The organism is Klebsiella sp. BDA134-6 (assembly GCF_015601345.1).
GTDB lineage: Bacteria > Pseudomonadota > Gammaproteobacteria > Enterobacterales > Enterobacteriaceae > Klebsiella > Klebsiella grimontii.
In genome coordinates, this window is record NZ_CP064784.1 from 5389527 (window position 1) to 5405379 (window position 15853).

General features: G+C 50.9%; 28 protein-coding genes. 1 reads left to right on the forward strand and 27 read right to left on the reverse strand.

The features are described from left to right. From rplF to rpsJ, 17 genes are all read right to left on the reverse strand, one after another. On the reverse strand, window positions 1-534 hold the full coding sequence (gene rplF / locus IYV58_RS25025) for a 50S ribosomal protein L6 (protein ID WP_004106341.1): 534 nt from the start codon (window positions 532-534) through the stop codon (window positions 1-3). Window positions 535-546: 12 nt separating this feature from the next. Beyond that, window positions 547-939: a 30S ribosomal protein S8 gene (rpsH, locus tag IYV58_RS25030; RefSeq protein ID WP_004106343.1), complete on the reverse strand. Its 393-nt coding sequence runs from the start codon at window positions 937-939 to the stop codon at window positions 547-549. 33 nt (window positions 940-972) lie between these two features. Continuing rightward, window positions 973-1278 carry a 30S ribosomal protein S14 gene (gene rpsN, locus IYV58_RS25035; protein ID WP_002919667.1) on the reverse strand — a complete coding sequence of 102 codons (306 nt, stop codon included), beginning with the start codon at window positions 1276-1278 and terminating at the stop codon, window positions 973-975. Between the two features lie 14 nt (window positions 1279-1292). Beyond that, window positions 1293-1832 carry a 50S ribosomal protein L5 gene (rplE, locus tag IYV58_RS25040; RefSeq protein WP_001096202.1) on the reverse strand — a complete coding sequence of 180 codons (540 nt, stop codon included), beginning with the start codon at window positions 1830-1832 and terminating at the stop codon, window positions 1293-1295. A gap of 14 nt (window positions 1833-1846) precedes the next feature. After that, on the reverse strand, window positions 1847-2161 hold the full coding sequence (rplX, locus tag IYV58_RS25045; RefSeq protein WP_004106345.1) for a 50S ribosomal protein L24: 315 nt from the start codon (window positions 2159-2161) through the stop codon (window positions 1847-1849). 10 nt (window positions 2162-2171) lie between these two features. Continuing rightward, window positions 2172-2543: a 50S ribosomal protein L14 gene (rplN, locus tag IYV58_RS25050; protein WP_000613954.1), complete on the reverse strand. Its 372-nt coding sequence runs from the start codon at window positions 2541-2543 to the stop codon at window positions 2172-2174. Window positions 2544-2708: 165 nt separating this feature from the next. Next, window positions 2709-2963 (reverse strand): 30S ribosomal protein S17, encoded by a 255-nt coding sequence (rpsQ, locus tag IYV58_RS25055; protein ID WP_004106347.1) that lies wholly within the window; start codon window positions 2961-2963, stop codon window positions 2709-2711. Further along, on the reverse strand, window positions 2963-3154 hold the full coding sequence (gene rpmC / locus IYV58_RS25060) for a 50S ribosomal protein L29 (protein ID WP_002919754.1): 192 nt from the start codon (window positions 3152-3154) through the stop codon (window positions 2963-2965). Before rpmC ends, rpsQ begins: the two co-directional genes overlap by 1 nt. After that, window positions 3154-3564 carry a 50S ribosomal protein L16 gene (rplP, locus tag IYV58_RS25065; RefSeq protein ID WP_002919759.1) on the reverse strand — a complete coding sequence of 137 codons (411 nt, stop codon included), beginning with the start codon at window positions 3562-3564 and terminating at the stop codon, window positions 3154-3156. Before rplP ends, rpmC begins: the two co-directional genes overlap by 1 nt. Before the next feature lie 12 nt (window positions 3565-3576). Continuing rightward, window positions 3577-4275, reverse strand: a complete 699-nt coding sequence (rpsC, locus tag IYV58_RS25070; RefSeq protein WP_004106350.1) for a 30S ribosomal protein S3 — start codon at window positions 4273-4275, stop codon at window positions 3577-3579. A gap of 17 nt (window positions 4276-4292) precedes the next feature. Continuing rightward, complete coding sequence (rplV, locus tag IYV58_RS25075; protein WP_002919773.1) at window positions 4293-4625, reverse strand: 50S ribosomal protein L22; 333 nt, start codon at window positions 4623-4625, stop codon at window positions 4293-4295. 14 nt (window positions 4626-4639) lie between these two features. Beyond that, a complete protein-coding gene (gene rpsS, locus IYV58_RS25080; RefSeq protein WP_001138115.1) occupies window positions 4640-4918 on the reverse strand; it encodes a 30S ribosomal protein S19 in 279 nt (92 codons plus the stop codon). Between the two features lie 16 nt (window positions 4919-4934). Next, on the reverse strand, window positions 4935-5756 hold the full coding sequence (rplB, locus tag IYV58_RS25085; protein ID WP_000301869.1) for a 50S ribosomal protein L2: 822 nt from the start codon (window positions 5754-5756) through the stop codon (window positions 4935-4937). Between the two features lie 17 nt (window positions 5757-5773). Beyond that, a complete protein-coding gene (gene rplW, locus IYV58_RS25090; RefSeq protein ID WP_000617546.1) occupies window positions 5774-6076 on the reverse strand; it encodes a 50S ribosomal protein L23 in 303 nt (100 codons plus the stop codon). Further along, window positions 6073-6678: a 50S ribosomal protein L4 gene (gene rplD / locus IYV58_RS25095; RefSeq protein ID WP_003031119.1), complete on the reverse strand. Its 606-nt coding sequence runs from the start codon at window positions 6676-6678 to the stop codon at window positions 6073-6075. Before rplD ends, rplW begins: the two co-directional genes overlap by 4 nt. A 10-nt stretch (window positions 6679-6688) precedes the next feature. After that, window positions 6689-7318, reverse strand: coding sequence for a 50S ribosomal protein L3 (gene rplC, locus IYV58_RS25100; protein ID WP_004106354.1), 630 nt, complete (start codon window positions 7316-7318; stop codon window positions 6689-6691). 32 nt (window positions 7319-7350) lie between these two features. Then, window positions 7351-7662 carry a 30S ribosomal protein S10 gene (gene rpsJ, locus IYV58_RS25105; RefSeq protein WP_001181005.1) on the reverse strand — a complete coding sequence of 104 codons (312 nt, stop codon included), beginning with the start codon at window positions 7660-7662 and terminating at the stop codon, window positions 7351-7353. Window positions 7663-8042: 380 nt separating this feature from the next. Between rpsJ and IYV58_RS25110 the strand changes: the two genes are divergently transcribed. Beyond that, window positions 8043-8519: a prepilin peptidase gene (locus IYV58_RS25110; protein ID WP_087829092.1), complete on the forward strand. Its 477-nt coding sequence runs from the start codon at window positions 8043-8045 to the stop codon at window positions 8517-8519. Here the strand turns inward: IYV58_RS25110 and bfr are convergent. From bfr to IYV58_RS25160, 10 genes are all read right to left on the reverse strand, one after another. Beyond that, window positions 8503-8979, reverse strand: coding sequence for a bacterioferritin (gene bfr / locus IYV58_RS25115; protein WP_004125910.1), 477 nt, complete (start codon window positions 8977-8979; stop codon window positions 8503-8505). The two genes, IYV58_RS25110 and bfr, sit on opposite strands and share 17 nt — an antisense overlap. Before the next feature lie 74 nt (window positions 8980-9053). Beyond that, window positions 9054-9248, reverse strand: coding sequence for a bacterioferritin-associated ferredoxin (gene bfd / locus IYV58_RS25120; RefSeq protein WP_004125913.1), 195 nt, complete (start codon window positions 9246-9248; stop codon window positions 9054-9056). Window positions 9249-9421: 173 nt separating this feature from the next. Continuing rightward, entirely contained in the window at window positions 9422-10606 is a 1185-nt protein-coding gene (gene tuf / locus IYV58_RS25125) for an elongation factor Tu (protein WP_004097636.1), read from the reverse strand. A 70-nt stretch (window positions 10607-10676) separates the two neighbouring features. Next, a complete protein-coding gene (gene fusA / locus IYV58_RS25130; protein WP_004115957.1) occupies window positions 10677-12791 on the reverse strand; it encodes an elongation factor G in 2115 nt (704 codons plus the stop codon). 95 nt (window positions 12792-12886) lie between these two features. Beyond that, the gene (gene rpsG, locus IYV58_RS25135; RefSeq protein WP_004106370.1) at window positions 12887-13357 is read right to left on the reverse strand and encodes a 30S ribosomal protein S7; all 471 of its coding nucleotides are present in this window, start codon (window positions 13355-13357) and stop codon (window positions 12887-12889) included. Window positions 13358-13452: 95 nt separating this feature from the next. Further along, window positions 13453-13827, reverse strand: coding sequence for a 30S ribosomal protein S12 (gene rpsL, locus IYV58_RS25140; RefSeq protein WP_002920115.1), 375 nt, complete (start codon window positions 13825-13827; stop codon window positions 13453-13455). Between the two features lie 124 nt (window positions 13828-13951). Further along, the gene (gene tusB, locus IYV58_RS25145) at window positions 13952-14239 is read right to left on the reverse strand and encodes a sulfurtransferase complex subunit TusB (protein ID WP_004125931.1); all 288 of its coding nucleotides are present in this window, start codon (window positions 14237-14239) and stop codon (window positions 13952-13954) included. Between the two features lie 7 nt (window positions 14240-14246). Next, window positions 14247-14606, reverse strand: a complete 360-nt coding sequence (tusC, locus tag IYV58_RS25150; protein WP_195729311.1) for a sulfurtransferase complex subunit TusC — start codon at window positions 14604-14606, stop codon at window positions 14247-14249. Further along, a complete protein-coding gene (gene tusD / locus IYV58_RS25155) occupies window positions 14606-14992 on the reverse strand; it encodes a sulfurtransferase complex subunit TusD (protein ID WP_087828653.1) in 387 nt (128 codons plus the stop codon). Before tusD ends, tusC begins: the two co-directional genes overlap by 1 nt. Further along, entirely contained in the window at window positions 14992-15714 is a 723-nt protein-coding gene (locus tag IYV58_RS25160; protein ID WP_004125940.1) for a helix-turn-helix transcriptional regulator, read from the reverse strand. The genes tusD and IYV58_RS25160 overlap by 1 nt, the downstream gene beginning before the upstream one ends. Window positions 15715-15853: the final 139 nt, after the last annotated feature.

Below are 15853 nucleotides of genomic sequence, written 5' to 3' on the forward strand. Positions count from 1 at the left end.
TTACTTCTTCTTAGCCTCTTTGGTACGCACGACTTCGTCGGCGTAACGAACACCCTTGCCTTTATAAGGCTCAGGACGACGGTAGGCGCGCAGATCTGCTGCAACCTGACCGATCACCTGCTTATCAGCGCCTTTCAGCACGATTTCAGTTTGAGTCGGACATTCTGCAGTGATACCGGCCGGCAGTTTATGCTCAACAGGATGAGAGAAACCTAAAGCCAGGTTTACTACATCCCCTTTGACCGCTGCACGATAGCCTACACCAACCAGCTGAAGCTTTTTAGTGAAGCCTTCGGTAACACCAACAACCATTGAGTTCAGCAGGGCACGCGCGGTACCAGCCTGAGCCCATCCATCCACGAAACCATCACGCGGACCGAAGGTCAGAGCATTATCTGCATGTTTAACTTCAACAGCATTGTTGAGGGTACGAGTCAGCTCGCCGTTTTTACCTTTGATCGTAATAACCTGACCGTTGATTTTTACATCAACGCCGGCAGGAACAACGACCGGTGCTTTAGCAACACGAGACATTTTTTCCTCCGATTAGGCTACGTAGCAGATAATTTCGCCACCAAGACCAGCCTGGCGCGCTGCACGATCGGTCATAACACCTTTAGAGGTAGAAATAACCGCGATACCCAGACCCGCCATAACTTTCGGCAGCTCATCTTTACGTTTGTAGATGCGCAGACCTGGGCGGCTGACACGCTGAATGCTTTCTACAACAGCTTTACCCTGGAAATACTTAAGAGTCAGTTCCAGTTCCGGCTTGATGTCGCCTTCAACTTTAAAATCTTCAATAAAGCCTTCTTCCTTCAGCACGTTGGCAATTGCCACTTTCAGCTTGGAGGAAGGCATGGTGACCGCAGCTTTATTCGCGGCCTGACCGTTACGGATACGGGTCAGCATATCCGCGATCGGATCTTGCATGCTCATCTGTCTTTACTCCCGTGATTCAATTGGTGACAATTACCAGCTAGCCTTTTTCAGACCCGGGATTTCACCGCGCATTGCGGCTTCACGGACCTTGATACGGCTCAACCCGAACTTCCGCAGGAAACCATGCGGACGACCTGTTTGACGGCAGCGATTACGCTGACGAGACGGGCTGGAATCACGCGGCAGAGTCTGCAGCTTGAGAACAGCGTTCCAACGATCTTCGTCGGTTGCGTTCACATCAGAGATGATAGCTTTCAGTTCAGCGCGTTTAGCGAAGAATTTATCAGCTAAAGCCACGCGCTTTACTTCGCGTGCTTTCATTGATTGCTTAGCCATTAAGTAACCCTACCTTACTTGCGGAACGGGAAGTCAAAGGCAGCCAGCAGAGCGCGGCCTTCTTCATCAGATTTCGCAGTAGTGGTAATGGTAATATCCAAACCACGAACGCGGTCGACTTTATCGTAGTCGATTTCTGGGAAGATGATCTGCTCACGGACACCCATGCTGTAGTTGCCACGACCGTCGAAAGACTTAGCGGACAAGCCACGGAAGTCACGGATACGCGGTACAGCAATAGTGATCAGGCGCTCAAAGAACTCCCACATGCGTTCGCCACGCAGAGTTACTTTACAGCCGATCGGATAGCCCTGACGGATTTTGAAGCCTGCAACTGATTTGCGTGCTTTGGTGATCAGCGGTTTTTGACCGGAGATTGCTGTCAGATCTGCTGCTGCGTTATCCAGCAGTTTCTTGTCAGCGATCGCTTCACCAACACCCATGTTCAGGGTGATCTTCTCGACCCGAGGGACTTGCATGACAGAATTGTAGTTAAACTCAGTCATGAGTTTTTTAACTACTTCGTCTTTGTAGTAATCATGCAGTTTCGCCATCGTACTACTCCAAATTACTTGATAGTTTCGCTGTTAGACTTGAAGAAACGGACTTTTTTGCCGTCTTCGAATCTAAAGCCTACACGGTCAGCCTTGCCGGTTGCCGCATTGAAGATCGCAACGTTAGAAACCTGAATAGCAGCTTCTTTTTCAACGATGCCGCCTGGTTGGTTCAGAGCCGGAACCGGCTTCTGGTGTTTCTTAACCAGGTTGATACCTTCAACAATGAGCTTGCCGGAAGACAAGACATTCTTAACTTTACCGCGTTTACCTTTATCTTTACCGGTTAACACGATAACTTCGTCATCACGACGGATTTTCGCTGCCATGATTCGCTCCTTAGAGTACTTCTGGGGCCAGAGAGATAATTTTCATGAACTTCTCGTTACGAAGTTCACGAGTTACCGGCCCAAAAATACGCGTACCGATGGGCTGCTCGCTGTTATTGTTTAAAATAACGCATGCATTACCATCGAAGCGAATGACAGAACCGTCCGGGCGACGAACACCCTTCTTGGTGCGCACCACTACCGCCTTCAGCACATCACCTTTTTTGACCTTACCACGCGGAATTGCTTCCTTGATGGTGATCTTGATGATGTCGCCTACGCCTGCGTAGCGACGGTGCGAGCCACCCAGAACCTTGATACACATTACGCGACGTGCACCGGAGTTGTCGGCGACGTTCAGCATAGTCTGTTCTTGGATCATTTTAGTGCTCCGCTAATGTCAACTACTACTGAGACCCAAAAATAGGGTCGTTAAAAAAGCCCCATATCGAGGGCGCGGCATTATAACACCGCAAATCAGATATGGGTAGAAAAAATAAACGGCTCATCGCTGAGCCGTTTATCCGTATCGAGAATGCGTACTGTATTACAGAACCGCTTTCTCTACAACGCGAACCAGCGTCCAGGACTTAGTCTTGGACAGCGGACGGCATTCGCGGATTTCAACCACGTCGCCGATACCGCATTCGTTGTTCTCGTCATGTACGTGCAGTTTGGTCGTACGCTTGATGAATTTGCCGTATACCGGGTGTTTCACCATACGTTCGATAGCAACAACAATGGATTTCTCCATTTTGTCGCTAACCACGCGACCTTGCAGAGTACGGATTTTATCGGTCATTACGCACCCGCCTTCTGAGTCAGTAAAGTCTTAACGCGTGCAACATCACGACGCACTTGCTTCAGCAGATGAGTCTGTTGCAGCTGGCCACTTGCAGCCTGCATACGCAGGTTGAACTGCTCACGCAGCAGGTTCAGCAGCTCAGCGTTCAGCTCTTCAACGCTTTTTTCACGCAGCTCTTTTGCTTTCATTACATCACCGTCTTAGTTACAAAGGTGGTTTTGATCGGCAGTTTCGCTGCTGCCAGGCCGAATGCTTCACGGGCCAGCTCTTCCGGTACGCCGTCCATTTCATAAAGGACTTTACCCGGCTGAATCAAGGCAACCCAGTACTCCACGTTACCTTTACCTTTACCCATACGAACTTCCAGCGGCTTCTCGGTGATCGGTTTGTCCGGGAATACACGGATCCAGATCTTACCTTGACGCTTAACTGCACGGGTCATAGCACGACGTGCTGCTTCGATCTGACGTGCAGTCAGACGACCACGGCCAACAGCTTTCAGACCGAAAGTGCCGAAGCTAACATCCGTACCCTGCGCCAGACCACGGTTGCGGCCTTTGTGCACTTTACGGAATTTTGTACGCTTTGGTTGTAACATCAGCGACGCTCCTTATTTACGGCCTTTACGCTGCTGCTTTTTAGGTTGAGCAGCCGGTTCCGGTTGTTCAACAGCAGCCATACCACCCAGGATCTCACCTTTGAAGATCCATACCTTAACGCCGATTACACCGTAAGTGGTGTGCGCTTCAGAGGTGTTGTAGTCGATGTCAGCACGCAGAGTGTGCAGCGGAACGCGACCTTCACGGTACCATTCGGTACGTGCGATTTCCGCGCCGCCAAGACGGCCGCTAACTTCAACTTTGATACCTTTAGCGCCCAGACGCATTGCGTTCTGTACAGCACGCTTCATCGCACGACGGAACATAACGCGACGTTCCAGCTGAGAAGTGATGCTGTCAGCAACCAATTTAGCGTCCAGTTCAGGCTTACGAACTTCGGCAATATTGATCTGTGCAGGCACGCCAGCGAGATCCGCGACGACCTTGCGCAGTTTTTCTACGTCTTCGCCTTTCTTACCGATAACGATACCCGGGCGAGCAGTGTGAATGGTCACACGAATGCTTTTAGCCGGACGCTCGATAACGATACGAGATACAGACGCTTTCGCCAGTTCCTTAGTCAGGTACTGACGTACTTTAAAATCGCTGTCCAGGTTGTCAGCGAATTCTTTGGTGTTCGCAAACCAAGTTGAGTTCCATGGTTTTACAATACCCAGGCGAATACCATTAGGATGTACTTTCTGACCCATTGCTAGTCTCCAGAGTCTCAGCGATCGGACACAACCACAGTAATGTGGCTGGTGCGCTTCAGGATGCGATCTGCACGACCTTTAGCACGCGGCATAATGCGCTTCATGCTCGGGCCTTCGTCTACGAAAATTTTCGCAACTTTCAGATCATCAATGTCAGCGCCATCGTTGTGTTCAGCGTTAGCAATGGCAGATTCCAGTACCTTCTTGACCAGTACAGCAGCTTTCTTATTGGTGTAGGTCAGAATATCCAGGGCCTGCGACACTTTCTTACCGCGAATCAGGTCAGCAACAAGGCGAACCTTCTGAGCAGAAGAACGAGCATGGCGATGTTGAGCTAAAGTTTCCATCTCTTCCTCCTACCTTATTTCTTCTTCGCTTTTTTATCAGCAGCGTGGCCGCGATAAGTACGAGTCGGTGCGAATTCACCCAGTTTGTGACCAACCATTTCGTCGGAAACAAAAACTGGAACGTGCTGACGACCATTATGGACAGCGATGGTCAAACCGATCATGTTAGGAAAGATCGTTGAACGACGGGACCAAGTGCGCAGGGGCTTCTTGTCTCCGCTTTCCACCGCTTTCTCTACCTTCTTCAGCAAGTGCAGGTCAATAAAAGGACCTTTCTTGAGAGAACGTGGCATGGCTTATCCTCTAAAATTATTTGCTACGGCGACGTACGATGAATTTATCAGTACGCTTGTTGCTGCGGGTCTTCTTACCTTTGGTCTGAACGCCCCACGGAGTTACCGGGTGCTTACCAAAGTTACGACCTTCACCACCACCATGTGGGTGGTCGACTGGGTTCATCGCAGTACCGCGAACGGTAGGACGAACACCACGCCAGCGTGCAGCACCTGCTTTACCCAGAACGCGCAGCATATGCTCAGCATTGCCAACTTCGCCCAGAGTAGCGCGGCAGTCTGCTTCGACTTTACGCATTTCACCAGAGCGCAGACGCAGGGTGACATAAGCACCATCGCGAGCAACGATCTGAACGTAAGTACCAGCGGAACGCGCCAGCTGACCGCCTTTACCTGGTTTCATTTCTACGTTATGAACGGTAGAACCAACCGGGATATTGCGCATCGGCAGGGTGTTGCCTGCTTTGATTGCAGCATCAACGCCAGATTGAATCTGGTCGCCAGCTTTCAGGCCTTTAGGGGCCAGAATGTAACGGCGCTCACCATCTTTGTACAGAACCAGCGCGATGTTCGCGGAGCGGTTCGGATCGTACTCAAGACGTTCAACAACTGCCGGGATACCATCTTTGTTGCGTTTGAAGTCAACAATACGGTAGGCCTGTTTGTGACCACCACCGATATGACGGGTGGTGATACGGCCATTGTTGTTACGACCACCGGATTTGCTGTTTTTTTCAACCAGCGGAGCAAAAGGTTTGCCCTTGTGCAGCTCTGGGTTGACCACTTTAACAACGTGGCGACGACCCGGAGATGTCGGTTTACATTTAACAACTGCCATTGTATTACTCCTCCGACTTACTCAGCGCCGCCGACGAAGTCCAGATTCTGGCCTTCCTTCAGGGTGACGTAAGCTTTTTTCCAGTCGCTACGACGACCGATACGCTGTCCGTGACGTTTAACTTTCCCTTTAACTACCAGGGTGTTAACGACTTCGACTTCGACTTCAAACAGTTTCTGCACAGCAGCTTTGATCTCTGCTTTGGTCGCGTCTTTAGCAACTTTGAGAACGATGGTATTGGTTTTTTCCATCGCAGTAGACGCTTTTTCAGAAACGTGCGGTGCGCGCAGCACCTTCAGCAGACGTTCTTCACGAATCATGCCAGCATCTCCTCAACTTGCTTAACAGCATCAGCAGTCATTACGACTTTGTCGAAGGCGATCAGGCTAACCGGGTCGATACCAGTTGCATCACGTACGTCAACCTTGTGCAGGTTGCGCGCAGCAAGGAACAGGTTCTCGTCCAGCTCACCGGTGATGATCAGCACATCTTCCAGAGCCATGTCTTTCAGTTTCTGTGCCAGCAGCTTAGTTTTAGGCGCTTCTACAGAGAAAGATTCGACAACGATCAGACGATCCTGACGTACCAGTTCGGACAGAATGCTTTTCAGCGCGCCGCGGTACATCTTTTTGTTAACTTTTTGACTGTGGTCCTGCGGACGCGCAGCGAAGGTCACGCCACCTGAACGCCAGATCGGGCTCTTGATAGAACCTGAACGCGCACGGCCGGTACCTTTCTGGCGCCACGGCTTTTTGCCTGAACCAGTTACTTCAGCACGAGTCTTCTGAGCACGAGTACCCTGACGAGCACCAGCTGCATAAGCAACTACAACCTGGTGAACCAGCGCTTCGTTGAAATCACGACCGAAGGTAGTTTCGGAAACAGTCAGCGCGCTCTGCGCGTCTTTCAATACTAATTCCATTGCTATCCCCTTACGCCTTCACAGCTGGTTTAACGATCAGGTCGCTACCGGTTGCACCCGGGACCGCGCCTTTAACCAGCAGCAGGTTGCGCTCAGCGTCAACACGTACTACGTCCAGGCTCTGAACGGTGACACGTTCGTTACCCAGCTGACCTGCCATTTTCTTGCCTTTGAACACTTTGCCCGGAGTCTGGTTCTGACCGATAGAACCCGGAACGCGGTGAGACAAGGAGTTACCGTGAGTTGCGTCCTGGGTACGGAAGTTCCAGCGCTTAACGGTACCAGCAAAACCTTTACCTTTAGAGGTACCGGTTACGTCAACTTTTTTAACGTCAGCAAACAGCTCAACGCTAATGTCCTGACCTACGGTGAACTCTTCGCCGTCAGCCAGACGGAATTCCCACAGACCACGGCCAGCTTCAACGCCAGCTTTAGCGAAGTGACCCGCTTCCGGTTTAGTTACACGGTTAGCTTTTTTAGCACCAGTGGTAACCTGAACGGCACGGTAGCCATCGTTAGCCAGATCTTTAACCTGAGTAACGCGGTTTGCTTCAACTTCGATTACGGTTACTGGGATAGATACGCCATCTTCAGTGAAGATGCGGGTCATGCCCACTTTTTTACCGACTAAACCAATCATTGTTTCAACCTCTCAATCGCTCGATGACCTGATTAACCCAGGCTGATCTGCACGTCTACACCGGCAGCCAGATCCAGACGCATCAGAGCATCAACGGTTTTTTCAGTTGGCTCAACGATGTCAACCAGACGCTTATGAGTGCGGATTTCGTACTGATCGCGCGCATCTTTGTTGACGTGCGGAGAAATCAGAACGGTAAAGCGCTCTTTGCGGGTCGGCAGCGGGATCGGACCACGGACTTGCGCACCAGTGCGCTTAGCAGTCTCGACGATTTCCGCGGTTGATTGATCGATCAGACGATGATCAAACGCTTTAAGGCGGATACGGATTCTTTGGTTCTGCATGAGACCAGAGCTCCAATTATTTTATAGACGAAATGGTTACTCCTCATACCCATTACGATTGATGGGAGAGTGTAACCGTTCTTACATAGTTCCCCAATTGGGAACATTGTTTGGTAGCGTGTTGCTGCTACCGGGGTTCATATCGAACCGGCCGTCAACTTTGACAGGCCCGCGCATTATACGCAAATTCAGATACAACGCAAGGGCTGCGTACAAAATCATCACCTGTTTCCGGGAGCACGCATCCGCGTTTACTGCAATACCATGAAAGACCAGCAAAAACTCTGGATTAGGGTATCCACTCCTGTTTATTGCCTTTTGCCAGAAACCCCGTATCAGCATCACACTCGGTCACTGAGGCCACAACGCGGGAACAATCGATGACAGTAGCGACCTTTGCATTCTTTATTATCCATGGCGGGTTATTACTCACGCTTTGTTGGCACGACCTGCGCTATGGCTTGCTACCCGATAAATTTACCTGCCCTCTGCTGTGGGGTGGATTGCTTTATTATCTCTGTCTGTCGCCGGCTAATCTGGTACATGCCGTCTGGGGTGCGATAGGCGGCTATCTGGCCTTCGGGTTGATCTATTGGCTCTACAGGGGAATACGCGGGCGAGAAGGCATCGGCTACGGCGATATAAAATTTCTCGCCGCGCTTGGGGCATGGCATGGGTGGAAAGTTTTACCGCAGCTTGTTCTCATAGCAGCTATTCTGGCCTGCGCTGCCGTAACGGCGCTGACTTTGTGCACAAGAACAAGGCAGACGCTACACTACCCGCTGCCTTTTGGCCCTTTCCTGGCCGCAGCGGGTGTGTTCTGTGGATGGCAGGCGTTTATCAGTCAGCCACTTTAATCTGCGACTGAAGATAATTCTGCAGACCAATTTTGCCTATCAGGTCCAATTCGGTTTCCAGCCAATCGATATGGCCCTCTTCATCTGCAAGGATGGTGATTAACATATCACGGCTGACGTAGTCATGGACGCTATCGGCATAGGCAATGGCCTCGCGTAGATCCTTCGCCCCTTCAAGCTCCAGCCTCAGGTCGGATTGCAGCATCTCCTCGACGTCTTCCCCGATGCGGAGTTTGCCGAGATCCTGCAGATTCGGGATCCCTTCGAGAAACAAAATGCGCTCAATATACTTATCGGCGTGCTTCATTTCATCGATAGATTCGTGGTATTCGACATCATTGAGGCGCATCAGGCCCCAGTTCTTGAACATTCTCGCATGGAGAAAGTATTGATTAATTGCGACAAGCTCATTTCCCAATAATTTATTGAGATAACTTATGATTTTGACATCACCTTTCATTATATAGTCCCTCCGCTTCCACTTATTGAAGCGTAGTTCGAGCTATAGGGATGTCAAAGTAAAGCTGAGGGGCTTCAGGCGATCTCTTGATATTCCGGCATGCGGGTTAATTCATCTTCCATAATTTCGCGCGCCGCGCGAACGCACTTACCGCATTGATTTCCAACGGGAATAAATTTTCTCAGTTGCTGAAAAGACTGAGGATTGAATTGGCGCACAGCCTGGCGAATTTTTTTATCGTTCACACCATTACACAGACAAACGTACATATATACTCCCGTTCAACTTACAAACAAAGTGTAAATGAGAATAGTTATGATTACAATAGCGTGTCTATTAAATAAACATTTAATCTATTTGCTGCTGGTCATCGTGCTGCAACTCACAAATAGCAGGCAGCAAAAAGGGCGCCTTAGCGCCCTTTTTAATTCAGAACTAATTATTAGCCCAGAACTTTAGCAACAACGCCCGCGCCAACGGTACGGCCGCCTTCACGGATTGCGAAACGCAGACCGTCGTCCATCGCGATCGGGTGGATCAGGGTAACAACCATTTTGATGTTGTCGCCCGGCATTACCATCTCTACGCCTTCCGGCAGTTCGATGGTGCCAGTCACGTCAGTTGTACGGAAGTAGAACTGCGGACGGTAGCCTTTGAAGAACGGAGTATGACGGCCGCCTTCGTCTTTGGACAGAATGTACACTTCAGATTCGAACTTGGTGTGCGGCTTGATGGAACCCGGCTTAGCCAGTACCTGACCACGTTCGATTTCTTCACGTTTGATACCACGCAGCAGAACACCAACGTTCTCACCAGCACGGCCTTCGTCCAGCAGTTTGCGGAACATTTCAACGCCAGTACAGGTAGACTTCGCAGTCTCTTTGATACCAACGATTTCAACTTCTTCGCCAACTTTGATGATACCGCGCTCTACACGACCGGTAACAACGGTACCACGACCGGAGATGGAGAATACGTCTTCGATCGGCAGCAGGAACGGCTTGTCAATCGCACGCTCTGGTTCCGGGATGTAAGAATCCAGGTAGCCAGCCAGTTCGATGATTTTCGCTTCCCAGTCTGCGTCGCCTTCCAGCGCTTTCAGAGCGGAACCGCGAACGATCGGAGTGTCGTCGCCCGGGAAATCGTACTGAGACAGAAGTTCACGAACTTCCATTTCAACCAGTTCCAGCAGCTCTTCGTCATCAACCATGTCGCATTTGTTCAGGAACACGATGATGTACGGAACGCCTACCTGACGACCCAGCAGGATGTGCTCACGAGTCTGCGGCATCGGGCCGTCAGTCGCAGCAACAACCAGGATCGCGCCGTCCATCTGCGCAGCACCGGTGATCATGTTTTTAACATAGTCGGCGTGGCCCGGGCAGTCTACGTGCGCGTAGTGGCGAGTCGGGGTGTCATATTCAACGTGAGAAGTGTTGATGGTGATACCACGAGCTTTTTCTTCCGGCGCGTTATCGATCTGGTCGAATGCACGAGCAGAACCACCGTAGGTTTTAGCCAGAACGGTAGTGATTGCAGCGGTCAGAGTAGTTTTACCATGGTCAACGTGGCCGATAGTACCGACGTTGACGTGCGGTTTTGTACGTTCAAATTTTTCTTTAGACACGGCTATATTCCTTACTATAGTGCTCTCCCCTTCTGGAGAGAGCACGGGACTTTGGTTTTAACCCTGCGGCTTATTTACCACGGGCTTCGATTACGGCCTGAGCAACGTTGTTCGGCGCATCATCATACTTCAGGAACTCCATGGAGTAAGAAGCACGACCTTTGGTCAGAGAACGCAGCTGAGTTGCATATCCGAACATTTCAGACAGCGGAACTTCAGCGTGGATCACAACGCCAGTCACGTTGGATTCCTGACCGCGCAGCATACCGCGACGACGGCTAAGGTCACCGATAACGTCACCAGTGTTCTCTTCCGGAGTTTCTACTTCAACCTTCATGATCGGCTCAAGCAGAACTGGTTTCGCTTTCTTAAAGCCATCTTTAAAGGCAATAGAAGCGGCCAGTTTAAACGCCAGTTCAGAGGAGTCAACGTCGTGGTAAGAACCGAAGTGCAGACGCACGCCCAGATCAACTACCGGATAACCAGCCAGAGGACCTGCTTTCAGCTGCTCCTGGATGCCTTTATCAACGGCCGGGATGTATTCGCCAGGAATTACACCACCTTTGATGTCGTTGATGAACTCATAACCTTTCGGGTTAGAGCCCGGCTCCAGTGGGTACATGTCGATAACGACGTGACCGTACTGACCGCGACCACCAGACTGTTTAGCGTGTTTACCTTCGATATCGGTAACTTTCGCGCGAATCGCTTCGCGGTAAGCAACCTGAGGTTTACCGACGTTCGCTTCAACGTTGAATTCACGCTTCATACGGTCAACGATGATGTCGAGGTGCAGCTCACCCATACCGGCGATGATGGTCTGGTTAGATTCTTCGTCAGTCCATACGCGGAAAGACGGGTCTTCTTTAGCCAGACGGCCCAGAGCCAGACCCATTTTTTCCTGGTCAGCTTTGGTTTTCGGTTCAACAGCGATAGAGATTACCGGCTCAGGGAATTCCATACGCTCCAGAATGATCGGCGCATTAGGATCGCACAGAGTGTCACCAGTAGTTACGTCTTTCAGACCGATAGCAGCAGCGATATCGCCCGCGCGAACTTCTTTGATCTCTTCACGTTTGTTAGCGTGCATCTGTACGATACGACCGAAACGCTCACGTGCAGCTTTCACGGAGTTCAGGATGGTATCACCAGAGTTAACCACACCGGAGTACACGCGGAAGAAGGTCAGGTTACCCACGAACGGGTCGGTAGCGATTTTGAATGCCAGAGCAGCAAACGGCTCATCATCGCTAGCGTGACGCTCAGCCGGAGTATCTTTACCGTCGTCCAGGATACCGTTGATCGCAGGTACGTCAACCGGGGATGGCAGGTAGTCAACTACCGCATCCAGCATCGCCTGAACACCTTTGTTCTTGAACGCAGAACCACAGGTTACCAGGATGATTTCGTTGTTCAGAACGCGCTGACGCAGAGCAGTTTTAATCTCTTCTTCAGTCAGTTCTTCACCACCCAGGTATTTCTCCATCAGCTCTTCAGAAGCTTCAGCAGCGGACTCGATCAGGTTCTGGTGCCATTCTTCGGCCAGTTCCTGCATGTCTGCCGGGATATCTTCATAAGTGAAGGTTACACCTGCATCTTCTTCGTTCCAGTTGATGGCTTTCATTTTCACCAGGTCAACAACACCGGTGAACGCTTCTTCAGCGCCAATCGCCAGCTGCAGCGGAACAGGGTTCGCGCCCAGACGGGTTTTGATCTGACCAACAACTTTCAGGAAGTTCGCACCCATACGGTCCATTTTGTTAACGAACGCAATGCGCGGAACTTTATATTTGTTTGCCTGACGCCATACGGTTTCAGACTGAGGCTGAACACCACCAACTGCGCAGTAAACCATTACTGCACCATCAAGCACACGCATGGAACGTTCAACTTCGATAGTGAAGTCAACGTGCCCCGGGGTGTCGATGATGTTTACGCGATGCGGTTCATACTGCTTAGCCATACCTGACCAGAATGCAGTAGTCGCTGCGGAGGTGATAGTAATACCACGCTCCTGCTCCTGTTCCATCCAGTCCATGGTGGCAGCGCCGTCATGAACTTCACCGATTTTGTGGTTTACACCGGTGTAGAACAGAATACGTTCGGTAGTAGTAGTTTTACCGGCGTCGATGTGCGCACTGATACCGATGTTACGGTAGCGTGCGATGGGTGTTGTACGAGCCATTTGATTCCTCGTTATTTCTTTAGGCGTTCAGTTAAGTTATCCAAAACGGGCGACTTATCTGAAGCGCCCGTCTGGTGACTATGACTCCGAAGGGATTACCAACGGTAGTGTGCGAACGCCTTGTTGGCTTCTGCCATACGGTGAACGTCTTCACGTTTCTTAACTGCAGTACCTTTGTTGTCTGCAGCATCAGAGAGTTCGTTCGCCAGACGCAGAGCCATGGATTTATCACCACGTTTACGAGCAGCTTCAACGATCCAACGCATTGCCAGAGCATTACGACGAACCGGACGGACTTCAACTGGAACCTGATAAGTAGAACCACCAACGCGGCGAGACTTAACTTCTACAGTCGGGCGCACGTTGTCGAGAGCGACTTCGAAAGCTTCCAGTTCATTTTTACCAGAGCGCTGAGCCAGGGTCTCCAGCGCGCTGTATACGATTGCTTCTGCAGTAGATTTTTTACCATCTACCATCAGGATATTTACAAATTTAGCCAGCAGTTCTGATCCGAACTTAGGATCCGGCAGGATTTTACGCTGACCAATGACGCGACGACGTGGCATGGAAATACTCCGTTGTTAATTCAGGATTGTCCAAAACTCTAAGAGTTTAGTTTGACATTAATATAAAACGTTTGGCCTTACTTAACGGAGAACCATTAAGCCTTAGGACGCTTCACGCCATACTTGGAGCGAGCTTGCTTACGGTCTTTAACGCCGGAGCAGTCAAGCGCACCACGAACGGTGTGGTAACGAACACCCGGAAGGTCTTTAACACGACCGCCACGGATCAGGATCACGGAGTGCTCCTGCAGGTTGTGACCTTCACCACCGATGTAGGAGGTGACTTCGAAACCGTTAGTCAGACGCACACGGCAAACTTTACGCAGTGCGGAGTTCGGTTTCTTAGGAGTGGTGGTATATACACGAGTACATACGCCACGTTTCTGCGGGCAGGCTTCCAGCGCCGGCACGTTGCTCTTTGCAACTTTGCGCGCGCGTGGTTTGCGTACCAGCTGGTTAATTGTTGCCATTAAATAGCTCCTGGTTTTAGCTTTTGCTTCGTAAACACGTAATAAATCGCCTCATATAATATGAGGACGCAGAATTTTAGGGCGGTGCCGAAAAGGTGTCAAGAAATATACAACAATCCCGCCATTACCAGGCCAACTGACCCGCATGTTTGACGGTCAGTCTGACGAACTCAGTATAGCTAACCCTGATGACGCTGTCCGCAATTTGACCAGTCAGCCCGCGGGCTTCGATATCTTCTTGCAGAGCGTAGATGGAGATGGGGGCAGATTGCAGGATTTCAAGGAAACGCCCTTCCGCGATGGCGGCGATAACGCCGTCCGACAGCAGGAGAAGATCGTCACCCTCTTTTATCAAACGGCGCATCGTCGCTATATCGGCGTGCCAGGGGGATGTGCTTAGTGTGTGGAGCATTCAGGCCTCAGAAACGCAGTATCACGTTAAAATCATCAAACCGGGCGCGTAGAGCCTCTGGCTCCAGCCATTCACCATCAACGACCCATGGCGTAGCAGAATTCAGACCGCGCTCCCGTGCTGAAGCAGCGCAAATCCAGCACTGTTCGATATCGTATAGCGATAAGAGTTTGAAGGTGGAGATATAGTCGCGCGCCAGCACTGCAGCAGGCCGCTGCTCTGGAAGCAGCTGAAATACGCCATCGCCCACGAAGAAAACGCCGATCTCTTCGGTCAGGGCTGAGGTTGCCAGCAAGGCGTCCAGCCCTTCCCTGCCCGACGCTGAACCATGGGGCGCAGAGGAAAAAATAAAGGCTACGCGTTTCATCAGAACTGCACCATGCGATCGCAGGTTAACGCGGCTTCCGCCAGCGCGCCCAATCCACTCAGGGTAAAGCCCAGCTGCAAATTATGCGCAGGCAAACTCAGCTGCCGGGCCTCCTGTTCATCAGTGATTCCACGGCGTAAAGCTGCGGCTACACAGATATGCAAGGAAACAGCGTGTTCGTCATGCAGCGCCTGCCAGGCCCGAACCAGATCAAACTCGTCGCTAGCGGGAGCCGTAAGCTGATTCGCGTTGTAGACGCCTTCACGATAGAAAAAGATGCTTAGCAGCTCGTGCCCTTCCTGCAAAACGGCTCGGGCAAACTGTAATGCGCTGCTGGCCTGCTGGGTACCGTAAGCGGGGCCCGTCACCGTAATGGCAAAGCGCATTATTTTTCCAGCCCCTGGAAATCTCCGCTTTTGAACTGACGAATGTAGAGATAGACCGTGTGCTTAGAGATGTTCAGCCGATCGGCCACCTGGTTAATGGCATCCTTGATATCAAAGATCCCTTTCTCATAGAGGTTCAGGACGATCTGCCGATTTTTGGCGTTGTTAGAAACGTTACGGTCAGCGTTTACCTCTTCAATCGTGAACTCAAGCGTCTGGGCAACCAGATCGTCAACCGATGAAGCAAAGTTGACCTGCGAGTTTACCTCCGTCGTTTCCGGCGGAATAAAGGTGCTCATTATTTGTGAGAACGGCACATCAAGATTCATGTTGATGCACAGCAGGCCGATAACCCGATGGTCACGGTTGCGGATGGCGATTGTGACCGATTTCATCAGCACACCGCTTTTGGCGCGGGTAAAATAGCATTTGGAAACGCTGCTATCGGCTCCAGTCATATCGTGCAGCATGCGCAGCGCAAGGTCGGTAATTGGCGAGCCGATTTGTCGGCCGGTGTGTTCACCGTTGGCGATACGAATAGCGGAACATTTTAAGTCCTGCAATGAGTGCAATACGATTTCACAGTGGGAACCGATGAGCATCGCTAACCCGTCCACTACCGCTTCATAGGATTTGAGGATATCGAAGTCGGTCTGGTCAAAAGGACGTTGATCCAGTAAATCAAGCTCACTGGTCTCGTTGGTTAAAAGCGACCTGGACATGGAAAAAAGCACTCCTTTTCAGGAGCCTGTCGTTATCGTCAGGGCAGGCTCATCATCATTATTAATCTATCTAAAGTAATACAGCGCCTGAGGTTCTTTCCAGTTTTAATTATATCTGCCCGCAATAAAAAAGCCGCCG

Excerpts from the sequence above, each read along its gene's own strand:
- rplF (WP_004106341.1), bottom strand. The coding sequence starts at position 534 with ATGTCTCGTGTTGCTAAAGCACCGGTCGTTGTTCCTGCCGGCGTTGAT.
- rpsH (WP_004106343.1), bottom strand. The coding sequence starts at position 939 with ATGAGCATGCAAGATCCGATCGCGGATATGCTGACCCGTATCCGTAAC.
- rpsN (WP_002919667.1), bottom strand. The coding sequence starts at position 1,278 with ATGGCTAAGCAATCAATGAAAGCACGCGAAGTAAAGCGCGTGGCTTTA.
- rplE (WP_001096202.1), bottom strand. The coding sequence starts at position 1,832 with ATGGCGAAACTGCATGATTACTACAAAGACGAAGTAGTTAAAAAACTC.
- rplX (WP_004106345.1), bottom strand. The coding sequence starts at position 2,161 with ATGGCAGCGAAAATCCGTCGTGATGACGAAGTTATCGTGTTAACCGGT.
- rplN (WP_000613954.1), bottom strand. The coding sequence starts at position 2,543 with ATGATCCAAGAACAGACTATGCTGAACGTCGCCGACAACTCCGGTGCA.
- rpsQ (WP_004106347.1), bottom strand. The coding sequence starts at position 2,963 with ATGACCGATAAAATCCGTACTCTGCAAGGTCGCGTGGTTAGCGACAAA.
- rpmC (WP_002919754.1), bottom strand. The coding sequence starts at position 3,154 with ATGAAAGCAAAAGAGCTGCGTGAAAAAAGCGTTGAAGAGCTGAACGCT.
- rplP (WP_002919759.1), bottom strand. The coding sequence starts at position 3,564 with ATGTTACAACCAAAGCGTACAAAATTCCGTAAAGTGCACAAAGGCCGC.
- rpsC (WP_004106350.1), bottom strand. The coding sequence starts at position 4,275 with ATGGGTCAGAAAGTACATCCTAATGGTATTCGCCTGGGTATTGTAAAA.
- rplV (WP_002919773.1), bottom strand. The coding sequence starts at position 4,625 with ATGGAAACTTTAGCTCAACATCGCCATGCTCGTTCTTCTGCTCAGAAG.
- rpsS (WP_001138115.1), bottom strand. The coding sequence starts at position 4,918 with ATGCCACGTTCTCTCAAGAAAGGTCCTTTTATTGACCTGCACTTGCTG.
- rplB (WP_000301869.1), bottom strand. The coding sequence starts at position 5,756 with ATGGCAGTTGTTAAATGTAAACCGACATCTCCGGGTCGTCGCCACGTT.
- rplW (WP_000617546.1), bottom strand. The coding sequence starts at position 6,076 with ATGATTCGTGAAGAACGTCTGCTGAAGGTGCTGCGCGCACCGCACGTT.
- rplD (WP_003031119.1), bottom strand. The coding sequence starts at position 6,678 with ATGGAATTAGTATTGAAAGACGCGCAGAGCGCGCTGACTGTTTCCGAA.
- rplC (WP_004106354.1), bottom strand. The coding sequence starts at position 7,318 with ATGATTGGTTTAGTCGGTAAAAAAGTGGGCATGACCCGCATCTTCACT.
- rpsJ (WP_001181005.1), bottom strand. The coding sequence starts at position 7,662 with ATGCAGAACCAAAGAATCCGTATCCGCCTTAAAGCGTTTGATCATCGT.
- IYV58_RS25110 (WP_087829092.1), top strand. The coding sequence starts at position 8,043 with ATGACAGTAGCGACCTTTGCATTCTTTATTATCCATGGCGGGTTATTA.
- bfr (WP_004125910.1), bottom strand. The coding sequence starts at position 8,979 with ATGAAAGGTGATGTCAAAATCATAAGTTATCTCAATAAATTATTGGGA.
- bfd (WP_004125913.1), bottom strand. The coding sequence starts at position 9,248 with ATGTACGTTTGTCTGTGTAATGGTGTGAACGATAAAAAAATTCGCCAG.
- fusA (WP_004115957.1), bottom strand. The coding sequence starts at position 12,791 with ATGGCTCGTACAACACCCATCGCACGCTACCGTAACATCGGTATCAGT.
- rpsG (WP_004106370.1), bottom strand. The coding sequence starts at position 13,357 with ATGCCACGTCGTCGCGTCATTGGTCAGCGTAAAATCCTGCCGGATCCT.
- rpsL (WP_002920115.1), bottom strand. The coding sequence starts at position 13,827 with ATGGCAACAATTAACCAGCTGGTACGCAAACCACGCGCGCGCAAAGTT.
- tusB (WP_004125931.1), bottom strand. The coding sequence starts at position 14,239 with ATGCTCCACACACTAAGCACATCCCCCTGGCACGCCGATATAGCGACG.
- tusC (WP_195729311.1), bottom strand. The coding sequence starts at position 14,606 with ATGAAACGCGTAGCCTTTATTTTTTCCTCTGCGCCCCATGGTTCAGCG.
- tusD (WP_087828653.1), bottom strand. The coding sequence starts at position 14,992 with ATGCGCTTTGCCATTACGGTGACGGGCCCCGCTTACGGTACCCAGCAG.
- IYV58_RS25160 (WP_004125940.1), bottom strand. The coding sequence starts at position 15,714 with ATGTCCAGGTCGCTTTTAACCAACGAGACCAGTGAGCTTGATTTACTG.